The sequence below is a fragment of the Streptomyces griseorubiginosus genome (genome assembly GCF_017614965.1).
Taxonomy (GTDB): Bacteria; Actinomycetota; Actinomycetes; order Streptomycetales; family Streptomycetaceae; genus Streptomyces; species Streptomyces griseorubiginosus_B.
Map to the genome: position 1 here is coordinate 1 of NZ_WVUG01000184.1, position 17,589 is coordinate 17,589.

General features: G+C 70.9%; 17 protein-coding genes. 9 read left to right on the top strand and 8 right to left on the bottom strand.

Annotation, left to right across the window (positions count from 1 at the left end; all coding sequences use genetic code 11):
• Positions 1-99 precede the first annotated feature (99 nt).
• Positions 100-1,077: a DUF3068 domain-containing protein gene (locus GRC12_RS28550; RefSeq protein WP_208782249.1), complete on the bottom strand. Its 978-nt coding sequence runs from the start codon at positions 1,075-1,077 to the stop codon at positions 100-102.
• 166 nt (positions 1,078-1,243) lie between these two features.
• Between GRC12_RS28550 and GRC12_RS28555 the strand changes: the two genes are divergently transcribed.
• Together GRC12_RS28555 and GRC12_RS28560 are read left to right on the top strand one after the other, a co-directional pair.
• Positions 1,244-1,396 (top strand): hypothetical protein, encoded by a 153-nt coding sequence (locus GRC12_RS28555; protein WP_208782250.1) that lies wholly within the window; start codon positions 1,244-1,246, stop codon positions 1,394-1,396.
• Positions 1,397-1,399: 3 nt separating this feature from the next.
• Entirely contained in the window at positions 1,400-2,641 is a 1,242-nt protein-coding gene (locus GRC12_RS28560; protein WP_208782251.1) for a helix-turn-helix domain-containing protein, read from the top strand.
• 10 nt (positions 2,642-2,651) lie between these two features.
• Here GRC12_RS28560 and GRC12_RS28565 read toward each other — a convergent pair whose 3' ends face one another.
• Complete coding sequence (locus tag GRC12_RS28565) at positions 2,652-3,698, bottom strand: NAD-dependent epimerase/dehydratase family protein (protein ID WP_244373905.1); 1,047 nt, start codon at positions 3,696-3,698, stop codon at positions 2,652-2,654.
• Between GRC12_RS28565 and GRC12_RS28570 the strand changes: the two genes are divergently transcribed.
• The 3 genes from GRC12_RS28570 to GRC12_RS28580 all read left to right on the top strand — a co-directional run bounded on the left by GRC12_RS28570 (position 3,697) and on the right by GRC12_RS28580 (position 6,360).
• Positions 3,697-4,614 (top strand): winged helix-turn-helix domain-containing protein, encoded by a 918-nt coding sequence (locus GRC12_RS28570; protein WP_244373906.1) that lies wholly within the window; start codon positions 3,697-3,699, stop codon positions 4,612-4,614. The genes GRC12_RS28565 and GRC12_RS28570 overlap by 2 nt on opposite strands.
• A 124-nt stretch (positions 4,615-4,738) precedes the next feature.
• On the top strand, positions 4,739-5,512 hold the full coding sequence (locus GRC12_RS28575) for an IclR family transcriptional regulator (RefSeq protein WP_208782252.1): 774 nt from the start codon (positions 4,739-4,741) through the stop codon (positions 5,510-5,512).
• The gene (locus tag GRC12_RS28580; RefSeq protein ID WP_208782253.1) at positions 5,509-6,360 is read left to right on the top strand and encodes an SMP-30/gluconolactonase/LRE family protein; all 852 of its coding nucleotides are present in this window, start codon (positions 5,509-5,511) and stop codon (positions 6,358-6,360) included. The genes GRC12_RS28575 and GRC12_RS28580 overlap by 4 nt, the downstream gene beginning before the upstream one ends.
• An 83-nt stretch (positions 6,361-6,443) precedes the next feature.
• Here the strand turns inward: GRC12_RS28580 and GRC12_RS28585 are convergent, their stop codons facing one another.
• Positions 6,444-7,679 carry a DUF6545 domain-containing protein gene (locus GRC12_RS28585; RefSeq protein ID WP_308286661.1) on the bottom strand — a complete coding sequence of 412 codons (1,236 nt, stop codon included), beginning with the start codon at positions 7,677-7,679 and terminating at the stop codon, positions 6,444-6,446.
• On the bottom strand, positions 7,676-8,269 hold the full coding sequence (locus GRC12_RS28590; protein WP_208782254.1) for a toxin-antitoxin system, toxin component family protein: 594 nt from the start codon (positions 8,267-8,269) through the stop codon (positions 7,676-7,678). The genes GRC12_RS28585 and GRC12_RS28590 overlap by 4 nt, the downstream gene beginning before the upstream one ends.
• Positions 8,270-8,460: 191 nt before the next feature.
• On the opposite strand from GRC12_RS28590, the gene arfA reads away from it, so the two are divergent.
• Positions 8,461-9,981 carry an arabinosylfuranosidase ArfA gene (arfA, locus tag GRC12_RS28595; RefSeq protein WP_208782255.1) on the top strand — a complete coding sequence of 507 codons (1,521 nt, stop codon included), beginning with the start codon at positions 8,461-8,463 and terminating at the stop codon, positions 9,979-9,981.
• 6 nt (positions 9,982-9,987) lie between these two features.
• Here the strand turns inward: arfA and GRC12_RS28600 are convergent, their stop codons facing one another.
• Together GRC12_RS28600 and GRC12_RS28605 are read right to left on the bottom strand one after the other, a co-directional pair.
• Complete coding sequence (locus GRC12_RS28600) at positions 9,988-11,127, bottom strand: WD40/YVTN/BNR-like repeat-containing protein (protein WP_208782256.1); 1,140 nt, start codon at positions 11,125-11,127, stop codon at positions 9,988-9,990.
• A gap of 42 nt (positions 11,128-11,169) precedes the next feature.
• On the bottom strand, positions 11,170-14,103 hold the full coding sequence (locus GRC12_RS28605; RefSeq protein WP_208782257.1) for a glycoside hydrolase family 35 protein: 2,934 nt from the start codon (positions 14,101-14,103) through the stop codon (positions 11,170-11,172).
• A 77-nt stretch (positions 14,104-14,180) separates the two neighbouring features.
• Here GRC12_RS28605 and GRC12_RS28610 point away from each other — a divergent pair, with 77 nt between their 5' ends.
• Entirely contained in the window at positions 14,181-14,639 is a 459-nt protein-coding gene (locus tag GRC12_RS28610) for an RrF2 family transcriptional regulator (RefSeq protein WP_133041215.1), read from the top strand.
• A gap of 166 nt (positions 14,640-14,805) precedes the next feature.
• Positions 14,806-15,456 (top strand): DUF4360 domain-containing protein, encoded by a 651-nt coding sequence (locus tag GRC12_RS28615; RefSeq protein ID WP_208782258.1) that lies wholly within the window; start codon positions 14,806-14,808, stop codon positions 15,454-15,456.
• On the opposite strand, the gene GRC12_RS28620 is transcribed toward GRC12_RS28615, so the two are convergent.
• Both GRC12_RS28620 and GRC12_RS28625 read right to left on the bottom strand, forming a co-directional pair.
• Complete coding sequence (locus GRC12_RS28620; RefSeq protein ID WP_133041217.1) at positions 15,410-15,628, bottom strand: DUF397 domain-containing protein; 219 nt, start codon at positions 15,626-15,628, stop codon at positions 15,410-15,412. The two genes, GRC12_RS28615 and GRC12_RS28620, sit on opposite strands and share 47 nt — an antisense overlap.
• The gene (locus tag GRC12_RS28625) at positions 15,625-16,410 is read right to left on the bottom strand and encodes a helix-turn-helix domain-containing protein (protein ID WP_208782263.1); all 786 of its coding nucleotides are present in this window, start codon (positions 16,408-16,410) and stop codon (positions 15,625-15,627) included. The genes GRC12_RS28620 and GRC12_RS28625 overlap by 4 nt, the downstream gene beginning before the upstream one ends.
• 169 nt (positions 16,411-16,579) lie before the next feature.
• On the opposite strand from GRC12_RS28625, the gene GRC12_RS28630 reads away from it, so the two are divergent.
• On the top strand, positions 16,580-17,047 hold the full coding sequence (locus GRC12_RS28630; RefSeq protein WP_208782259.1) for an ATP-binding protein: 468 nt from the start codon (positions 16,580-16,582) through the stop codon (positions 17,045-17,047).
• Positions 17,048-17,589: the final 542 nt, after the last annotated feature.

Consider the following 17,589-nt stretch of genomic DNA (forward strand, 5'->3'; position numbering starts at 1 on the left):
GGGTTGTGTTCGGGTGGGGTTGGACAGTTTTCGCCGTGCCGTTCGCCAGGGCTACTCACCGACATGACAATTTCCGGCTTTATTAGAACTGACGTCATGTCACATCGTGAGCTGAGGTGCGGATGAATCGGGCGACTCGGGGCGCCTGCGTCCTCGTACCACCAGAGCACCACCAATCGCCGCCAGTACGAATCCGGCCACAGCCGCACCGATCGGCAACGTCTCACCCACCATGCGCAGTTGACCGCTCTCCTTCTTCGCGAGTTTCACCTGCGACTTCTGCGTCTGCGTGGTGAACCCCAGTTTGCGGCTGTCGAGCAGTACGACGGCGTCCGTCTTCGAGCCGGGCGCGCGCAGGGTCCGGCGCGGGCCGACCTGGGCGTAGAGCACCCGGCCGGTGCGCTGGTCGACGACCAGCTCGATGCCGTGGTTGGCGTACCACTCCTCGGCCAGGACCTGCGGTTTGTTCTTCTGGCCGACGATCGTGCCCGGCACCAGCCGCGTCCCGATCTTCGTGGGCGCGACGGTCCCGGTGAACCGGTAACCCGTGTACCCCTGGACCTTCTTCGTACCCCGGTAGTGCAGCACCACGGTGTCGCCGAGCGAGTTGTCCCACCAGGTGTAGGACCGTTTGTGCACGTCGAAGGGGAATTTGAGATAGGCGTCGCCCTCGAAGTAGGGATTCTCCTTGCAGCAGTGCACGGGCCGGTTCGTCCGCCGGTCGGTCACCCACCGGTTGAGGAAGAACTCCAGCGCGTCGTGCGGATCGGCGGCCGGCAGCGACTTGTCGGTGTCGACGGTCGTCGTCACGTCCCACACCGCGTCGCCGCTCTTCTCGCTGTCCGCGACGTTGCCGCGCACCTGCTGGGTGACGGTGATCCGCTGGTCGTGCACGGTCTTGATCTCGTCCGTGTCGAAGTAGCTGCCGGTGCCGCGGTACACGGCGGTCGTGTCGATGTCGATCGGGTTCACGGCGGCCCGCGGCTCGACGTACCAGACCAGCATCGGCGCCAGGACCAGCAGAAACGTGCCGATTCCCAGCAGAATCAGAGAGAGGGGTGAGGCTGTACGGCGCATCCGGATACTCCAGGGGCGAAAGGTTGACGGAGTTCGGGCCGCTCTATGGGCCGCAGACCGTAGGCGCCTCTTGACGGGGTGTCAATGCTTGTCGAGACTGGGCCGACAGGCAGGGGTGGGACCACCGGGTGGGGACGACCTTTCGGACAGAGAGGCTGACCCTGCGATGTCCAGACTGCTCGCCGCCGCGCTGACCGTCGTGGCCGCCGCGGCCCTCGCCGTGGGCGCCGCCCTCGGCATCACCGCCCTGCTCGACGCCACGCCCGACCAGCCCAACACCCCCTTGATCACCTACGAGCAAGCCGGGCAAGGGAGTTGACCGGTGGGGCCGGCCCGCTCACCCGCCATCACCACCCGCTCGGCCTGGCACGACGTCCCCCGCCTCCAGGTCCGCCGGTTCGCCGCCATCGCCATGGCGGAGGCACCCGCGCTCGCCGAGGAGATCCTGCGCGAGATCCGCCGCGAGTACCCGCACCTGCCCGTCGTCCTGGACGAGTCGGGCGAACCGATGGCCCTGGTCGGCATCCGCCGCGCCATCGAGGTCTTCGTCCAGCACCTGGAGACCTCGGAGGGCCGCCCGACCGTCCCGCCGGGCGTCTTCCAGGAGTTCGGCAGGGGCGAGGGCCTGCACGGGCGCAGCCTCGACTCGCTGCAGGCGATCTACCGCATGGGCGTACGCCTCGCCTGGCGCCGTTTCGCCGAGATCGGGCAGCGCGTCGAGATCCCGCCGCCCGCGATGTACGAACTGGTCGACGCGGGCTACGAGTATCTCGACGGCCTGGTCGACCAGTCGGTACGGGGCTACGCGGAAGCGGCGGCCCGACAGGCCGGGGAACGGCTGCGTCTCCAACGCCGCCTGATGGAACTGCTGTTGGCCGAGCACCACCGGGGCGACACGGCCGACGCGCTGACCGAGCGCGCCGCTCGCGTCGGCTGGCCCCTGCCCCGCAAGGTCGCCGTCGGGGTCCTGCTCCGCCCGGCCCGGGAGGCGGTCGCGCCCGCCGTCGGGCAGGGGGTGCTGCTCGACATGGAGTACGAACAGCCCCGTATGGTCGTGCCGGAACCGGACGCGGCCGGCCGCTCCGAGCTCCTGCACCGCGCGCTGACCGGCTGGTCCGGGGCGATCGGCCCGCCCGTGCCCCTGGCCGACGCGGCGAAGTCACTGCGGTGGGCTGAGGCGGCCGTAGGGCTGATGGAACGGCGGCTGCTGCCGGCCGGGGACGTCCTGTACTGCACGGAACACACCGAGGCCCTGGTGCTTCTGCAGCCCGAGGAGCTGATCGACGACCTGGCGCTGCGCTGCCTGGCCCCCCTGGCCCACTGCGGTCCCACCCACGGCCGCCGGCTGGCGGAGACGTTACTGGCGTGGCTGGAGACGCGGGGCGGGGCGCCGGAGGTGGCGGCCCGCCTCGGCGTCCATCCGCAGACGGTGCGTTATCGCCTGCGGCAGATCCGCGAGTTGTGGGGCGACGAGATCGACGACCCGGACCGCCGCTTCGAACTGGAACTGGTGCTGAGGGCACAGAGGTTGAGGGGGGTGCTGGGAGAGACGGGACGGCGGTGACCGTCCCCTGTCACCGCTGTGCCCGCCACGCCTCGTAGTGATCCAGCACGGTCTCCTCGATCGGCCGGTAGCTGATCCCCAACTCCCCGACGCTGCGGCTGTTGTCGACCCGGAACCTGATGCCGAGGTGCTTGCGGATGTAGTCCTGGGTCAGCCCGAAGGCGGGACCGAGCACGCGAACGGGCCAGTGCGGGAGGCGGGTTCGGGGCAGCCGCAGGTCCTTCGGATACCGGCCCCGGATGATCCGGGCCATGTCGTGGAAGGAGGTCATCTCCTCGGCGGCGACGATGTACCGGCCGTGCGCCTCCGCCACCTCGGCCGCGGCGATGTGCGCGTCCGCCACGTCCCGTACGTCGGCCGTGGTGAAGCTGAAGTCGGGGGCGCCGTAGAAGAAGTACCCCTTGAACAGCTCCTCCAGGAGGAAGAGGCTGCCGGACTCGGAGGCGGGGGTGAGCGAGGGCCCGAGCACCAGCCCCGGGTTGACGGCGACCATGCGCCACCGGTCCTGCCGCTTCTCGGCCTCCCAGGCGGCCTGCTCCGCGACGGTCTTGGCGTAGTGGTACGGGTTGTTCTCCACGGTGCTGGTGGTGTTGAAGCAGCTTTCCCTCAACACCCGCCCCTCCATCTCCAGCACGTCCGCGTAGTCCCCGAAGATCGCACCGACGGTGGAGGTGAACACCAGCCGCCGCACACTCGGCGTCCGCTCCACACTCCCGACGACGTTCCGCGTGCCGCTCAGCGCGGGCTCGACCATGTCCCGCTGCCCGTCCTTGATCTTCTCCGGCATGAAGAAGGGCGAGGCCACATGGAACACGACCTCGCACCCCTTCATGGCCTCGTCGAAGTCCCCCTCGACGAGCAGATCGGCCTCGAACAGCTCGAGCCGCCCGGGATGACCGTCCTGCATGGCCCGCAACGGCGCGACCTTGGCCCCGTTGCCGACGCTGCGAACAGTGGCCCGAACGCGATACCCACGCTCCAGCAGCCGCCGCACCAGATGACTCCCGACAAACCCACTACCACCGGTCACCAGCACGTCCATACGCACTCCGATCATGTTCGGTCAATTGACGGCAATGGGTTTCTGCGACCGTGGCGAATGGTACGAGCGGCGTGTGGGTGAGGGATATACCGACAGGACCCGCCAGGTCCTGGAAACACTGCGGGCCCGTATCGCGGACGGCACCTATCCGTCTCAGAGCGTCCTCCCGCCACAGCGTGACCTCGCTGCGGAGTTCGGCGTGTCCCGCGACACCGTCCAGCGTGTCCTGAGGGAGCTGCACGGCGAGGGCTGGATCGAAGTGCGCCAGGGAAGAGGGGCACGCGTGACCGGAACACCGCTCCGTGTGCCGACGAGAGAAAGGTCCGGCTCATCGATCACGCTGGGCTGTTTCCTCGGTCAGGCGTTCGAGGAATCCGAAGTGACCCTGGACGTCTGCACGCTCACGGGGGAGTCCCTCTGCACGCACATCCGCCTGCAGGCCGAGCGGATCTGGGCCGGGATGATCGCGCCACAGCGCATCGCCCTGCGCCTGCTCCTTCCTGCCGACTCGGTCGATCTTCCCTACCCGCGTGCCCTGGGCGGCGTTCACGATCAGGCCCTCAGGGACCGGTTCACGGCCATCAAGCGTCACCACACCGACGCTTTGCGCCAGGTTCTTCGTGAGCTGCAGACCCAGGGGCTGGTGCCCGCCGTGGAGGCTGAAGTCCGCCAGATCATGATGATGCCCGTCTTCGACCTCTACCTGGTGAACCGCGCGCAGGCGCTGCATGGTTTCCACCAGGTCGTCGAGCGGCGAATCGCGCTGGGCGGTGAGGACGGCGAGGACGTCGAGGTGGTCGACGTGCTCGGTCCGGGCACCCGGCTCATCCATCATGTCAAGGAGGCCGACCCGGACTCGCCCGGTGCGGCGTTCGTGGGTGGCGCGCAGGGATGGTTCGACTCGGTTTGGGAGCACCTCGGCTCCTGCTGAACCAGGGGTTCCACGCAGAACCATTGCCCGGGCAAACGTGCGTCGTTAGCCTGTGTTCGTCATGCCGATCGTCTGTTGAAATTTCGAACGCAGACGCCCAGATAATCAAGGGAGGGGGCCGGTTGTGGGACGCCTGGTGCCTGCCGTGACCCGAGCTCTCGACATTCTCGAGCTCTTCCTCGACGGGGACGGGACGCTCTCCGCCCCCGACATCGTGCGCAAGCTGCAGCTGCCGCGCACCACCGTGCACGAGCTGGTCACCACGCTCGCCGCCCGGTCGTACATCGTCCAGGTACCGGGGCAGCCCGGACGTTACCGGCTCGGCGTACGGCCGTACCAGCTCGGCAGCCGTTACGCCGAGCAGCTGGACCTCGCCGCCGAGGGGCAGCAGGTCGCCCGGTCCGTCGCCGAGACCTGCGACGAGACCGTGCACGTGGCGATCCTCGAGGGCACCGACGTCATCTACATCGCCAAGGTGGACTCCACGCACGCGGTGCGCATGGTGTCCGCCGCCGGCCGCCGGCTGCCCGCCCACTGCACGTCCGTCGGGAAGATGCTGCTGGCCTCCCTTCCGGAGCAGGAACTCTCCGCGCGCATCCCGGACGACGCCAGGCTTGTCGCGATGACTCCCAACAGCATCACCGACCCGGCCGCCCTGCGCGAGACCCTCGCCCAGATCCGGCAGCGCGGCCTCGCGGTGGAGAACCGGGAGTCCAACCCGGACGTCAGCTGCGTGGCGGCACCTGTGAAGGACCGTGCGGGGCAGGTCGTCGCCGCGCTGTCCATCTCCGTCCCCATGATCCGCTGGAGCGACGAGCGCCGCGCCGAGCTGGAGCAGCTGGCCGCCAAGGGTGCCGCCGAACTGTCGGAGCGGCTCGGACACCGGAGTGTCGTATGACGTACGGGTACGAGGTCGCGGTCCGGGCCGAGGCCGAGCTGGGGGAGGGGCCCACCTGGGACGCGCAGGGCGGGCGGCTGATCTGGGTCGACATCCTCGGCAGCCGCGTGCACACCTATGAACCCGGGTCCGTGCGGCGCACGGTCCGGGTCACCGAGCAGCACGTCGGCGCCGCCAAGCCGCGCGCCGGCGGTGGGCTCGTGCTGAACCTTCGGGACGGGGTGGGGCTGGTCGACCCGGACGGCGCCTTCCGCTGGCTGCACCACGAACCCGTCCCGGGCCGCCGCGGCAACGACGCCGCCGTCGCGCCCGACGGCTCGCTGTGGGCCGGCACCATGCGCTACGACGAGGCACCGGGGGGCGGCACGCTGGCCCGTTTCACCGGTGAGGGGGCCGTGGGGACCATCCTCGACGACGTCGCCGTCAGCAACGGCACGGGGTGGAGCCCCGACGGGCGGCTCATGTACTACATCGACTCGCCGACCCGGCGTATCGACGTCTTCGACCACGACGGTGAGGGGCGGGTCGGCAACCGGCGCCCGCTCGCCGGGATCGAGGACGGCGCCGGCTTCCCGGACGGGCTGACGGTGGACGCGGACGGCTGCGTGTGGGTCGCGCTGTGGGACGGAGGAGCGGTACGGCGCTACACGCCCGCCGGTGATCTGGACCGCGTCATCGAGCTGCCGACCCAGCGCCCCACCGCCTGCGCCTTCGGTGGCCCCGACCTGACCGACCTCTACGTCACCACGGCCCGCACCGGCCTGACCGCCCCGCTCCCGCTCTCCGGCTCCCTGCTGGTGCTACCGGGCGCAGGCAAGGGCCTCCCCCAACCGGCCTTCGCCGGCTGATCGACAGCACCGACTGCACCGACTGCACCGACAGCACCGACTGCACCGACAGCACCGACAGCACCGACAGCACCGACAGCGAATCACCTCCGCGCCTCCTCCCGCTCCCCCACCCCCGCCCGCACCGCGAGCAGTGCCTCCGGGTGTCGGAGGGCGTGGGAGATGGGGCCGATCTCGCGGAGGAGGTCGGTCGTGTCCGGCGTGGCGGACCGGGCGGTGGGGTGGGGCGGCCGGTGGCGGCCGGCGATCGCGTCCTGGATGGCCAGGGCGGCGGCGACCGCCCTCGCGCGGTCCGGATCGTGGCCCAGGGCGAGCGCCGCCTCGTACATCCGTTGTCGGCGGTCCTCGTCGATGTGGCGGGCCAGCGGGAGCAGGACGTCGCGGATGAAGGTCTCGCGGCGGATCAGCCGCAGCTCCGGTGTCGCGCGGAGGAGGAAGGTGACTCCGCTGCCGTTGACCGCGCGCATCAGCAGGTACAGCGGGCGCAGACGGTGGTGGGCGAGTCGGACGCGCCAGCGGTCGTGGAGGTACTGGCCCGCGTGCGGGAGGATGAAGCCGACCGCTATGAGGAGCGCGGACAGACACGCGAGCGGCGGCGCCACAGCCGTACTCAGCCAGTCCAGGCGATGTCCGCTGAGGCGGGCGATCACCGCGGGCAACTTGACGGCGTAGAAGGAGAGTTGGGTCGCGTACCCGGCGCCGAGGAACTGCAGCCCCCAGCGCAGCCACGCGTCCAGCCCGTCGGTGCGCACCCAGTTCCAGATCAGCGCCGAGGTGATCACGGTGGCCAGCGCCTGCGCGGAGAGGTAGAGCAGGATCATCTCGCGCATGTACGGCGTGTTGGCGTAGTACGTGTCGAGGTCCCGCAGCCTCTCCACCGGCGCGTCCGCGAGAGCGAACAGCACCCACAGCGCGGCGATCACCGTGAACGTGCCCGCGATCACCCAGCGCACCGCCCGTACCGTCGCCGCGGAGCGGTCCGCCAGCCCGTGGCGCCAGGCGATGATCAGCAGCAGACAGGAACCACAGAAGGCGGTCAGCAGCGAGTACACCCACGGCGCCGAGATGTTCGGCACGCCCGTGACCCGGTTGACCCGGGCGATCGTCGACGGCGCCACGAACACGAACACCGCACAGGCAAGGAGCAGTACGCCGCCGACCGCGCGGAGCAGCGGGTCGCCCCACAGCCGCACGATGGTGGGCAGCTTGATCGCCAGCGCGGCCGTCAGGACGCCCGCCGGGATCCACCAGAACGATGGGTAGAACTCGTTGACGAAACCCGCCGGGGAGAAGGCCAGTTGGGGGAGGGCGGCGCTCACCGCGTCGTCCTCCCGCGCCCCCGGTAGCCCAGCGACCGGTGCACGGGGTCCAGCGGGGCGTCGGCGACCGGCCCGGACAGGAAGGGCCGGAACGCCGCCGCGAGCCGGTGCCCGAAGTCGTCGGCCTCCGCCTCGTCGGCCGCCCGGGAGCCGTCGCGCGCCGCCACCGACAGGGCCGTGTCGGACCAGTCGCGCCGCCCCGCCAGGGCCGCCCCGGCGACATGGTGATGGCTGTGTCCGGCGTGCAGATGCCAGAGCTCGTGGCCCAGTACGACCAGTCGCTGCACCGCCTCGGCCCGCTCCTCGACGATCACCAGGTCGAAGTCCTGGAACTCCACCCACAGCCCGGTGACTTCGAGTTCGTCGGGGAAGCGCTCGAAGCGCAGCTCCAGCGGCCGCCCTCCGCGCCGCAGGCTCATCGCCTCGCACAGTGCCCGGCACAGCTCCGCCGCGTCGGCGGGCGGACGCGGCCGGGCCCGCACCGCCGCACGGAGTTCCGCGGTCAGCTCCCGCATCCCGTTGACGCGCCGCGAGCGTCGCAGCCCGGCGGCGAGCCGGGCCGCCTTCCTCCGCGCGCCCGCGATGTCCATGGCTCCCCCCTCTCGCCGCCGCACAGCAGGCTGCCCGACACCACGCCGTCGTTCAACCCGGAACGACTCCCGTGGCTGGAAAGTCCCGTGCAAAGCATTGACCAGGAAGCGCTTCCTATCTACCGTCACGTTCGAAGTTACGACCGGATGCCGGAATGTCGAACGAATCAGCCCCAGTTGGAAAGGCTCCCATGAGCAAGAGCACCGCCCGCTTCACCCTCGACCCGGCCTTCACCGTCGGCGAGGTCGATCCCCGACTCTTCGGCTCGTTCGTCGAACACCTCGGCCGCTGCGTCTACACCGGCGTCTTCGAACCGGACCACCCCACCGCCGACGACAAGGGGCTGCGCCAGGACGTCCTCGCGCTGGTCCGTGAACTCGGGGTCACCGCCATCCGCTATCCCGGCGGCAACTTCGTGTCGGGCTACAAGTGGGAGGACTCCGTCGGCCCCGCGGCGGACCGCCCCCGCCGCCTCGACCTCGCCTGGCACTCCACCGAGACCAACCGCTTCGGCCTCTCCGAGTACATCGACTTCCTGCGCAAGGTCGGCCCCCAGGCCGAACCCATGATGGCGATCAACCTCGGCACACGCGGAGTCGCCGAGGCGCTCGAACTCCAGGAGTACGCCAACCACCCCGAGGGCACGGCCCTGTCCGACCTCCGTGTCTCCCACGGCGACAAGGACCCCTTCGGCATCCGGCTGTGGTGCCTGGGCAACGAGATGGACGGCCCCTGGCAGACCGGCCACAAGACCGCCGAGGAGTACGGCCGGATCGCCGCCGAGACGGCACGCGCGATGCGCCAGATCGACCCGAAGGTCGAACTCGTCGCCTGCGGCTCCTCCAGCCAGTCCATGCCGACCTTCGCCGAGTGGGAGGCGACGGTCCTGAAGGAGACGTACGACCTCGTCGACTACGTCTCCCTGCACGCCTACTACTGGCCCGAGGACGGGGACGTCGACTCCTTCCTCGCCTCCGCCGTGGACATGGAGTCCTTCATCGACAACGTGGTCGCCACCGCCGACCACGTGGGCGCCCGGCTGAAGTCGAAGAAGAAGATCAACCTCTCCTTCGACGAGTGGAACGTCTGGTACCTGCCCGAGTGGGAGGAGCACGCCAAGACCTTCGAGCAGCACGACTGGCCCGAGGCCCCCCGTCTGCTGGAGGACAACTACAGCGTCCTGGACGCCGTCGTCTTCGGCTCGCTCCTCATCGCGCTGCTGCGGCACGCGGACCGCGTCACCGTCGCCTGCCTCGCCCAGCTCGTCAACGTCATCGCCCCGATCATGACCGAGCCCGGCGGCCCCGCCTGGCGGCAGACGACCTTCTTCCCCTTCGCCCAGGCCTCCCGGTACGGCCGCGGCCAGGTCCTCGACGTACGGGTGGACTCACCGACGTACGAGACGAAGAAGTACGGCGAGGCCGACCTGCTGCACGCCACCGCCGTGCGCGCCGAGGACGGCACCGTCACCGTCTTCGCCGTCAACCGCAGCCGGACCGAGGCGCTGCCGCTCGAAGTCGCCCTCAACGGCCTGGACCTGACGTCCGTGGTCGAGCACAGCGTCCTGTCGGACGCCGACCCGGACGCGCGCAACACGCTCGCCGAGCCCGAGCGGGTCCTCCCGCACGGCGTCGAGGGCACCAGGCTGGAGGGCGGCACCCTCGACGCCGTACTGGAACCGCTGTCGTGGAACGTGATCCGGCTGGCCTGACAGGCCCTACCGCTCGATGTGCACCTGCGCGGGCGGGTACGGGGACGAGGACGTCGTCCCGACCGACCAGTACCCGCCCGTGCCCGGCACGGACGCGAGGGCCTCGGGCAGTACGGGCGTCGTGGCGGTCGGGCCGCGCTCGCTCACCCAACTCCCGCCGTCCCAGCGGAGGTAGTGCGCCCGGGTCTGGTCCCAGAAGTCCCAGCCGGCGATACGGTCCGGGCCGCCCTGTCCGTCGTCGACGATCCCGCTGAGCACGCCGACGGTGAACGGGGCGGTGACGGCCGTCCAGGCGGTGCCGTCCCAGTGCTTGAGGGTGACGCCCGGGGGCTTGCCGGGCGGGCCGCCGACGCCGTAGTCGTAGCCGGTCAGCCAGATGTCGTCGGCGGTGACCGGGAGGAGGCCGGTGACGGCGGGGCGCAGGCCACCGGGCGCGGTCAGCTCGGTCCAGGCCGTGCCGTCCCAGCGGGCGACGAGGGCGCTGTCGTAGACCCAGACCTCGCCGGAGGCGGTGACGCGGACACCGGACGGGGTGGCGGTGGTCGCGCTGGGCGGGGGCGCGATCCAGGACCAGGTGCCGTCGACGCCGTGCAGCAGTACCGAGCCGCCGCTGCCGCGGCCGCAGACCCACACGCCGTCGTCGGCGTCGACCGCGACGCCGGTGAGGGTGGTGCCGGACGCCGAACGGCCCGGGAAGTCGGCCTCCTGCCAGGTGCTGCCGTCCCAGCGCAGGAGATGCGCGCCGGAGCCCACAGCCCAGGCCTGGCACGTCGTGCCGGCCACGGAGCGCAGCGCGCCGCCGAAGCCCAGGTGGGCGAGGTCGAGCCTGGTCCAGCCCGTGCCGTCCCAGACGAGGGCGAGGGGCCTGCCCGGGGTGCTGCCGTTGCGGCCCTCCTCGCCGACCGCCCAGGCGAGGTCGGGGCCGGCGGCCGCGACGCCGAGGAGCTGGGCGGCGGGCGTGCAGTCGGGGGCCGGCACGGCCTGCCAGTCATGGGGCACCCCGGCGGTCGCCGAACGCGTACCGCGCGTCAGGCCCGCGCCGGTCGAGCCCCCGCTGTCCTGGGTGGCCGCGTGCGCACTCGCCGGGGCCAGCCCCAGTCCGGCCCCGGCTCCCACTAATCCGCTGATGAAACGCCGTCTTCGCACGATGTTCCCCCTTCTCGGGTCATGCCCTGGCGGGCATTCCTGTCACACCGGCGCCACCGGTACCCCGCCCGCCGCCGCTCCCAGCAGCGTCAGCCGTACCTCGGACGGGCCGGACAGCGTGGTCCCGTCGGACAGTACGGCGAGTGCGATGGTGTTGGAACCACGTGTGCGCAGAATCCCGTTCGGCAGGACGAAGGTGTGCTGCGGACCCACGTCGTTGATGTACTGGCCCATGTTCCAGCCGTTGAGGAAGATCTGGACGCGGTAGGCGCGGGCCGGGTCGTCGTCCAGGACCAGCCCGATCGAGGCGTCCGTCCCGGGGTCGACCGCGAGCTTGAAACCCGTCCGGTACCAGGTCACCCCCTGTCGGCGATCGGCGCGCGGCAAGGTCACCGCCTCCCAGCCGCGGTCGCCGAACCCGGGCAGGTGCCACCCGTGCCGTTCCCCGTGCAGCCCGCCGTTGTTCTGCGGCCCGCGCACCGGATCGACCGGCCCCTCACCCTGCAGCCGCCACCTCACCTCGGGAGCGGCCCCGTCGAAGGTCACCGAGGTCAGTCCGCGGGCGGCCTTGTGCGTGTCCTTCGCCTTGCCGTCCTGGTCGTGCTGCATCCGCCGGACGAGGACGGACAGCACATGCGAGCCGTCCGTACGCAGCTCCTCCGGTACGGCGAACTCCGCCGTGGCCGTCCAACTCCCTTGCCGGACACTGGCGTTGTCAGGCACCGGCATCCGGTGCGTGCCCAGCGCCCGCCCGTCCAGCCAGGCCATCAGCATCCCCTGGGTGCCGGCGCCGTAGGCGAGCGACACGGACCGCGCGCCCAGAGCGCCCGTGAAGTGCCCGCGGTACCAGACGTCGCCGTAGTGGAAGCCGTAGTCGTCGGCGAAGAGGACGGGCTGTCCCTCGGGGACGGGTGTCGTGCTGTACGAGGACGTCTTCCGGGCGAGCTGCCAGGCGGAGTCGTCGAAGCGGGCGGCGGACTCGGGGTTCTCCGTGCTGCGCCGCCATCCGGTCAGCGCGGGCAGGCTCACCGTCCGCGCACCGGGCAGCGACCGCGTTCCCCGGAGGCTGCCGGAGGACGTCGACCGCACCGCCAACTCCGCCCCGTTCCAGCTCACTTCACCGATCCCGCGCGGCGCCCACACCTCCAGCTCGGCCGCCCGGACGGTGTCCCCGGTCAGCCGTACCGCCTTCCCGTTCACCTGCGCCGTCCGCAGCAGCGCGGGGCCGTACACCAGCACGTGGCCGGACGGGGTGTCGTACGGGAACAGCCGCAGCGAGGTGTCGTCGTCGGCGAGGAGCAGCAGGAGCGGGGTGGAGGTGCCGCCGCCGGAGACCGACACCCGGGTCAGCCCGTCGAGCCGGGCCTCGATCCGCAGCAGACCGTCGGCGTACGTGTGGGTGGCGCCCCCGGCCAGCACCCGCACCGTCGGCCGCAGCGGGCACTCCAGCGCGGTCACCGTCACCTCGCCCGGCCGCCCGGTGAGCACGGCGATCTCCTGGCGGCCGGCGCTGAGGGTGAGCATGGGCTGGGCGTTGGAGTACCGCATCTTCCGGGTGCCGAGCCCGATCCCGGCGGCGAGCAACCGCGCGTCCTGCGCCGGGACGGTGACGGGGACGTCCGTGCCGGGGACGGTCGAGGTGACCGGCTCCGCCCCGTCGTTGCGCAGGATGTACACGTCGGCGCCGGTGTCCGGGTTGGCCAGGTGGTACGCCTTCAGCCCGGCTGCCGTGACGTCCGCCGCGCGGTCCAGTTTGGCGAAGTCGGGGACGTGGTGCAGCAGATGGCCGAGCTGGTGCATGGGGACGAGCTTGGCGGTGGGCTGCCGGCCCTCGTCGAAGGCGGCCCCGTAGTCGTAGGAGGTGTAGACGACCGGCGCGGGCAGCCAGCCCCAGGACGTGCCGCCGAAGGTCATGTAGACGTTGTGCAGGGTGATCCCGTTGGCGAGGTTGGTGAGGTAGAAGCGCCGCTCGTACGCCGCGTCCCGCTGCCGCCGCGACTCCGCGTACCCCTTCCGGTCGAACCAGACCCCGCCCCACGGGTCGAACCAGCCGCCGCCGAACTCCGGCATGAATCCGGGCGTCCGCGGACTCGCCGTCGCCCCGCCCTTCAGCCCGCCGCTCCCGAAGTGCCCCCAGTCCGGCGGTACTTGGGTGGGCGAGGGGTACCCGTCGAAGCCGTACAGCCAACGACCCTGCTCGCCACCGGTGTCGAAGGAGCCGGGAATCCAGTATCCGTTGCGGCCCTTGTCGTTGTGGAAGAGCGGGACGTCGATGCCGTCCGCGCGCACCTTCTCGTAGAGGTGGGCCATGTAGGCACGGCCCGTCGCGTCCTGCGGGTGGGCGTCGTACTCGTTCTCGATCTGGTAGAGCAGGATCGTGCCGCCGCCGTCGGTGTAGAGGTGCCGGGCGGCGATGGCGTCGACGTGCGTCAGCCATGCGTCGACGTGGGAGAGATAGATGGGGTCGGCGGTGCGTGCCGTGCCCTTCGTGGCGGTCAGCCAGCCGGGGAAGCCGCCGGCGTCGATCTCGGCGTTGATGTAGGGGCCCGGGCGGAGGATGACGTACAGGCCGGTCTCGGCGGCCGTGCGCAGGAACAGGTCGAGGTCGCGGACGCCGGTGAAGTCGTACCGGCCCGGGGCGGGGGAGTGGTAGTTCCACGACACGTAGACGCTGACCGCGTTGTAGCCGTGGGCGCGCATCTTCTGCAGGACGTCCCGCCACAGGGAGGGGCTCGGCAGCCGGAAGGGGTGCATCTCGCCGGACCAGACGACCAGGCGGCGGCCGTCGACGATCAGGGAGTAGCGGTCGAAGCCGACCGTGTGGTGCTTGCCGTCCGCCGCGGGCCGCGCGGGCGCGGGCCCCGTGGGCGTGGTCGGTGCGGCGTAGGCGCAGGTCGCGGCGGCGCTGCCGCCGAGGGTCAGGCCGAGCGCCGTGGTGCCGGCGAGCGCGGTGAAGGTACGTCTGCTGAGCCCCATCGGAGCCTCCCGTCGTGCCGTACGTCGGCGGGCGCGTGCGGGATCATTGTGTACGGCCGGACCGGCAGAATGGTCGTATGAGGATCTCGGCGCGGGCGGATTACGCGGTACGGGCGGTTCTTGAGCTGGCCGTGCGGCAGGACGGCGGTTCGGTGAAGGCGGAGGCCATCGCCGCCACGCAGGAGATCCCGCACAAGTTCCTGGAGGGGATCCTCGGCGATCTGCGGCGCGCCGGCATCGTCGACAGCCGCCGCGGGGGCGGCGGCGGTTACCGGCTGGCGCGGGAGGCCGGGAAGATCACGGTCGCGGACGTGATCCGGGCGGTGGACGGCCCGATCGTCTCGGTGCGCGGGGAGCGGCCCACGGGCCTGGAGTACACCGGCTCCGCCCAGCCGCTCCTCCCCCTGTGGATCGCCCTGCGCGCCAATGTCCGGCGCATCCTGGAGGGCGTCACCATCGCCGACATCGCGGCGGACGCCCTGCCGGAACCGGTGCGCGCGCTGGCGGCGGAGCCGGCGGCCTGGGAGAACCCGTAGGGCCTCGGCTGTGTGAAATTCCCTTCTGTGAATGGCCGGAGTTCGTCCTGTCCATGTCATGTCCGCGTCCCTACGATGCGGATCGCCTCCGGCCTTCACAGAAAGCTCACGGTTTCTTCAAAGGTGCGGGGGCGTGCCACCCCCCACTCACAGAACCGGAGAGACCATGCCTGGTGGACTCCTGCTGAGCGGCGCCGTAGCCGCTCTCCTCACCACCGCACTGCCCGCGCACAACTCGTCCCCCGTGTTCGACAACCCGCCCCCGGACAAGATCGTCATCGACGTGGCGACCGTGAACGGCTCCGGCTGCCCCCAGGGCACGGCCGCTGTCGCCGTCTCCCCGGACAACACGGCCTTCACGGTCACCTACAGCCAGTACCTCGCCCAGGCCGGCGGCAACTCCGACCCCACGGCCTTCCGCAAGAACTGCCAGCTCAACCTGATCGTCCACGTACCGCAGGGCTTCACCTACGCGATCGCCAGCGCCGACTACCGGGGCTTCCTCTCGCTCCAGCCGGGCGCGTCAGCGACGCAGAAGGCCTCGTACTACTTCCAGGGCTCCTCGAACACGGTGCCCAAGACCCATCCCTTCAGCGGCTCGTACAACGACGACTGGCAGGCCACCGACTCCACCGACTGGGCCCAACTGGTCTGGGCACCCTGCGGAGTTCAGCGCAACTTCAACATCAACACCGAGCTGAGAGTGAACGCGGGGTCGGCGAACCCGGGCAAGGTCAGCTTCATGACGATGGACTCGACCGACGGGGACATCAGCACGATCTACCACATGGCGTGGAAGACGTGCCCGACGTCCTGACGTACGCCGCGAAACCGGCCCACACCTCCCGCGACAGGGCGAGGTGTGGGCCCCGGCGGTTCTTGGAGTCGCGGACGTGGATGGTGGCGGGGGTTATGGCGACCTCGACGCAGTCGCCGTCCCCGCCGCTGCTGTAGCTCGACTTGAACCAGGAGAGTTCGCCGGTGGTCATAGGTCCCCTCGCATCCGCTGCAACAGGCTCACCGAGTCCGTGAGAGTGAGAGCCTGTGACCGCATCCTGGCATACCGCCGTTGGAGGACGCTGACCTCTTTCGGCTCGGAGATGAGCAGGCCGCCTCGCTGTCCTTCGCAGTAGGCGAACCACTGGTTCTCCGGCGTCTCCAGCAACTGCACCGGACCGTCCAGCCCGGCGTGCGTCTCCTGCAGCGTCGGCATGATCTGGATCTCGACGTTCCGCAGATCCGCGATCTCCAGTACGTGGTCGATGAGTTGACGCGTGACCTCCGTACCGCCCGTCCGCCGCTGGAACAGGTGCTCCTCCAGGATGAAGCCGAACGCCGTGTTCGGCCTTTCCCGAAGCAGGCGTTGACGCTCGGCCCGTGCGATCCACTGGGCCTCGATCTGCTCGTCGTCCAGCGGCGGAAGCTGGTTGGTGAACAGCGTCCGCGCGTACGCCTCGGTCTGCAGCAGTCCCGGGATCAACCGGCATTCGTACGTGTAGAGGGTGATCGCGGTCGCCTCCAGCCGCGCCCACCGCCGAAACCAAGCCGCAAGTCCCGGCTGCCGAGCCAGCGTCGGCAATGCCTTTCGCAACGCGCCCGTGTTGCCCAGCAGTTCCTCCGCCCGTTCCACGAAGGCCGTGTCCGGCATGCGGCGGCCCAACTCCACCGACGCCACCGTGTGCTTGGAGAAGCGGACCAGGTCGGCGTACTCCTCCCTGCTGATCCCCGCGTGCTCCCGCAACGCCTGATGCACGGCCCCGAAGGTCCGCATGCTGTCCGACGACTCCGGCTCACCGCCACCATCGACCACGGTCGGTCACCTCCCGCACCCATGGTCACGGGCCGTCACGAGTACTGTCCAGTCCGTAGTCGCGTACGCTGCGGCAGCGTACGCGCACATGCCCTGGTGAAGGGCCTTGCGGGGCCGCCAGATTGGGCCCATGACCGCACCGATCACTCCCCAACCGCCGATTACCGTACGTATGTTCACACAGCGCCTCAGCTCCACCCCGCGCGGCGCCCGGCTCGCCCGGCACCTCGCCCTGCACCAGCTGCACGCCTGGGGCGTCCCGCACGGCAGTGACGTCTCCGAGGCCGTCGCGGTGATCGTCGCCGAGCTTGCAGCCAACGCGGTGACCCACGGCCGCGTCCCCGGGCGGGACTTCGAGCTGCGCCTGTCCCTCCCGACGGGCAGCGTCCGTATCGAGGTCACCGACACCCGCACCGAACCCCGGCCCCCGAAGCCCGGTGACGTACGGCTGCCCGACCCCCTCGACGAACACGGCCGCGGCCTCGTCCTCGTCGACACGCTCGCCGACCGCTGGGAGGTGGTGGACCGCGAGCCGATGGGGAAGACGGTGCGGGCCGAGGTCGACCTTCCCTCGGGGCGGATCAGACCTACGGCATGACGTCGATGAGGGGGGTGGCGAGCGCGCGAGGCGCTTTGGGGTACCGCCGGTTGCTGGAGGAGACGGGCTTCGACCTCACGGCACGCCATGAGCTGCCACTGGGCGCCCCGCAAGGGGCGCGGGGAACTGCGCGACAAGCCACAACGAGTCCGCGGCCGCCCGTGCGTGCCTAGGCCCCCGCCGCGTTGGGCCAGCTCTGCGCGTTCGGCCACCCCGTGGCCGGTGCCGGCGCGAGGCCCGGCGCGGTCATCCCGCGAACCTGGGCCGCCGTGAGTCCGCCACGCGCCGGAACACCCGGCGGCGTCAGCCCGGAGGGCATCGCGGCGGCGGGAGCCATCGGCGCGGGCGCCGGTACCGGGGTCGGCAAAGGAGCAGGGGCCGGTAGGGGCGCCGGAGCGGGCATGGGTGCCGGAGCCTGCGCGGGCATCGGCGCCGGAGCCTGCGCAGGCACAGGCGCTACGGGCGCGGGCTGCGGAACCGGCATCTGAGCGACCGACGGCATCTGAGCGGCGGCCGGCATCTGCGCCGCCGCCGGCATCGGC

What these genes read in the sequence shown, in the direction of transcription:
- GRC12_RS28550 (WP_208782249.1), bottom strand. Translation starts at nt 1,077, where the DNA reads ATGCGCCGTACAGCCTCACCCCTCTCTCTGATTCTGCTGGGAATCGGC.
- GRC12_RS28555 (WP_208782250.1), top strand. Translation starts at nt 1,244, where the DNA reads ATGTCCAGACTGCTCGCCGCCGCGCTGACCGTCGTGGCCGCCGCGGCC.
- GRC12_RS28570 (WP_244373906.1), top strand. Translation starts at nt 3,697, where the DNA reads ATGTTCGGTCAATTGACGGCAATGGGTTTCTGCGACCGTGGCGAATGG.
- GRC12_RS28565 (WP_244373905.1), bottom strand. Translation starts at nt 3,698, where the DNA reads ATGATCGGAGTGCGTATGGACGTGCTGGTGACCGGTGGTAGTGGGTTT.
- GRC12_RS28580 (WP_208782253.1), top strand. Translation starts at nt 5,509, where the DNA reads ATGACGTACGGGTACGAGGTCGCGGTCCGGGCCGAGGCCGAGCTGGGG.
- GRC12_RS28590 (WP_208782254.1), bottom strand. Translation starts at nt 8,269, where the DNA reads ATGGACATCGCGGGCGCGCGGAGGAAGGCGGCCCGGCTCGCCGCCGGG.
- arfA (WP_208782255.1), top strand. Translation starts at nt 8,461, where the DNA reads ATGAGCAAGAGCACCGCCCGCTTCACCCTCGACCCGGCCTTCACCGTC.
- GRC12_RS28605 (WP_208782257.1), bottom strand. Translation starts at nt 14,103, where the DNA reads ATGGGGCTCAGCAGACGTACCTTCACCGCGCTCGCCGGCACCACGGCG.
- GRC12_RS28610 (WP_133041215.1), top strand. Translation starts at nt 14,181, where the DNA reads ATGAGGATCTCGGCGCGGGCGGATTACGCGGTACGGGCGGTTCTTGAG.
- GRC12_RS28615 (WP_208782258.1), top strand. Translation starts at nt 14,806, where the DNA reads ATGCCTGGTGGACTCCTGCTGAGCGGCGCCGTAGCCGCTCTCCTCACC.
- GRC12_RS28620 (WP_133041217.1), bottom strand. Translation starts at nt 15,628, where the DNA reads ATGACCACCGGCGAACTCTCCTGGTTCAAGTCGAGCTACAGCAGCGGC.
- GRC12_RS28625 (WP_208782263.1), bottom strand. Translation starts at nt 16,410, where the DNA reads ATGCGGACCTTCGGGGCCGTGCATCAGGCGTTGCGGGAGCACGCGGGG.
- GRC12_RS28630 (WP_208782259.1), top strand. Translation starts at nt 16,580, where the DNA reads ATGACCGCACCGATCACTCCCCAACCGCCGATTACCGTACGTATGTTC.